The organism is Variovorax sp. 20P10.2.4 (assembly GCF_058244205.1).
Genome location: NZ_JBZAYE010000926.1, coordinates 1 through 2,200, shown reverse-complemented (window position 1 = coordinate 2,200; position 2,200 = coordinate 1). Strand labels below are relative to the sequence as shown.

General features: G+C 70.4%; 3 protein-coding genes. All 3 read left to right on the top strand.

Annotated features, from left to right (window positions below; translation table 11 throughout):
• Nucleotides 1-200 precede the first annotated feature (200 nt).
• Genes AC27VN_RS39510 through fliN form a run of 3 tightly spaced genes read left to right on the top strand, consistent with a single transcriptional unit; the run spans nt 201 to nt 2,122 of the window.
• Nucleotides 201-767: a flagellar basal body-associated FliL family protein gene (locus AC27VN_RS39510; RefSeq protein WP_490880219.1), complete on the top strand. Its 567-nt coding sequence runs from the start codon at nt 201-203 to the stop codon at nt 765-767.
• Nucleotides 768-780: 13 nt separating this feature from the next.
• A complete protein-coding gene (gene fliM, locus AC27VN_RS39505; RefSeq protein ID WP_490880218.1) occupies nt 781-1,767 on the top strand; it encodes a flagellar motor switch protein FliM in 987 nt (328 codons plus the stop codon).
• The gene (gene fliN / locus AC27VN_RS39500) at nt 1,757-2,122 is read left to right on the top strand and encodes a flagellar motor switch protein FliN (RefSeq protein WP_093341686.1); all 366 of its coding nucleotides are present in this window, start codon (nt 1,757-1,759) and stop codon (nt 2,120-2,122) included. The genes fliM and fliN overlap by 11 nt, the downstream gene beginning before the upstream one ends.
• Nucleotides 2,123-2,200 lie beyond the last annotated feature (78 nt).

The window sequence follows — 2,200 nt, the reverse complement described above, 5'->3', positions numbered from 1 at the left end:
GTGCAAAAGAAACGTCCCCCCCCCTCGGCCCCCGCGCCGGCCGTTGCGCGGGCGCCGCTGCCGGCGGGGCGCGCGCTCGATCTGTACGTCTGAGCGGTTTTCCCCCCTTTTTTCCGGCCCTTCCCGCAGCCCTCGCGATCGAATAATCGACCGCACTAGGACGGCGATGGCCGCCGTCCGTGCCCCCAAGGAAATCCACCGTGTCCGCCAAAGCCGCCGACTCCGCCACGGCCACCGCCGCGCCGCCGCCCAAGGGCCGGATGAAGCTCGTCCTGGGCATCGTCGTCGCCGTGCTGCTGGCCGGCGGCGCGGCCGCGGGCGGTACCTGGTTCTTTCTCAACAAGAACGGCGCCGCGGCACCGGCCGCCGCCGCCGAGTCGGAACCCGAGCCCGATGCCAAGCATGCGGACGCCACCTACCTGGCGCTCGAGAACCTGATCGTGAACCTGGCCGACCCGGGCGGCGAGCGCGTCGCGCAGATCGGCATGACGCTCGACGTGCGGGACGAGAAGACCGCCGCGCGCCTGAAGACGCTGATGCCCGTGGTGCGCAGCCGGATGCTGATGCTGGTGTCGCAGCGCACCTCCGAGGAACTGCTCAAGCGCGACGGCAAGGAGAAGCTGGCCGAGGACGTGATGATCGAGGTGACGCGCGTGCTCAACCCCGACGCGGCGCGCGCCGTCGACGACGAGGCGCCGCGTGCGCGCAAGCCGCGCGCGAACGGCCCGGTGCGCGGCGTGCTGTTCTCCAGCTTCATCGTGCAGTGAGCCCGAAGCGCCCATGAGCAGCAGCGAACAGGACACCGAGGCCGCGCCCGAGGAGGCGCCCGCCGACACCGCCGAGCGCATGGCCGACGCGGCCGCGCGCGACTACGACATCACGGCCGGCGAGGAGCGGCTGGTGCGCCGCCCCATGCCCACGCTCGACGTGGTGCACGACCGTTTCGCGCGCAACCTGCGTCAGGGCCTGTTCCAGCTCGTGAGCCGCAGCGCCGACATCGCGATCGAGCCGGTGCAGCTGCTGCGCTTCTCCGATTTCCTCGGCGCCTTGCCGCTGCCGTCCAACTTCAACATCGTGGCGATGCCGCCGCTGCGCGGCCGCGCGCTGGTGGTCTGCGAGGCCACGCTGATCTCGGCGCTGGTCGATGCGCTGTACGGCGGCTCGGGCACGGTGCATGCGCCGATCGAGGGCCGCGACTTCTCGCCGACCGAGCAGCGCGTGATCCAGCGCGCGCTCGGCGCGATCTGCCATGCCTACAACAGCGCCTGGCAGGACGTGTACCCGCTCAAGCTGGTGCCCGATCGCTCCGAGACCCACGTGCAGTTCGTCGACGTGGCCGCGCCCGGCGACACGGTGCTGGTCAACCTGATCAAGGTCAGCGTGGCGGGCGTCACGGGCCACATCCACGTCTGCCTGCCGTACGCCTCGCTGGAGCCGATCCGCTCGGTGCTCTACGGCGCGCAGCAGGCGCGCGAGATGGCCGAGGACCGGCGCTGGGTGACCATGCTCACGCGCGAGATCCAGGCCGCCGAGGTCACGCTGGTGGCCGAGCTGGCGCATCCCGAGGTCACGGTGGCGCAGCTCATGAGCATGAAGCCCGGCGACTTCATCCAGTTCGACCGCCTGCCGCAACTGGTGGCCTCGGTCGAGGGCGCCCCCGTCTTCATCTGCCACTACGGCACCCACAACGCGCGCTACGCCTTGCGCATCGACGAATGCCTGCGCGGCGACGACCCGCACTGGCTTGGAGGTTCACATGTCCACTGATCAAGCCACCCCAGACAACGCGGCCGGCGGCTGGGCCGAGGCGCTCGAGGAAGTGCCCGCGGGCGCCGCCGCTTCGGGCGCGGCACCGCTGCAGGACATCCAGCGCGTGCTCGACATCCCGGTGCAGCTCTCGGTGGAGCTGGGCCGCAAGAAGGTACCGATCAAGCAGATCCTGCAGCTGGGCCAGGGGTCGATCGTGGAGCTCGACACGCTCGCGAGCGAACCGATGGACGTGCTGGTCAACGGCTACCTCGTCGCCCAGGGCGAGGTGGTGGTGGTCAACAACAAGTTCGGCATCCGGCTGACCGACGTGGTCGCGCCGGCCGAGCGGCTGCGCCGGCTCAACCGGGTCTGAGGCGGCTTTTCCTCCGTTTGCCTTCATGACGCAGAGCCTGCTCACCATCGTCGTCTTCATCGGCCTGATCTGCGCCGT

Bases quoted from the DNA above. Each gene is read 5' to 3' on its own strand.
- fliM (WP_490880218.1), top strand. From the start codon at position 781: ATGAGCAGCAGCGAACAGGACACCGAGGCCGCGCCCGAGGAGGCGCCC.
- fliN (WP_093341686.1), top strand. From the start codon at position 1,757: ATGTCCACTGATCAAGCCACCCCAGACAACGCGGCCGGCGGCTGGGCC.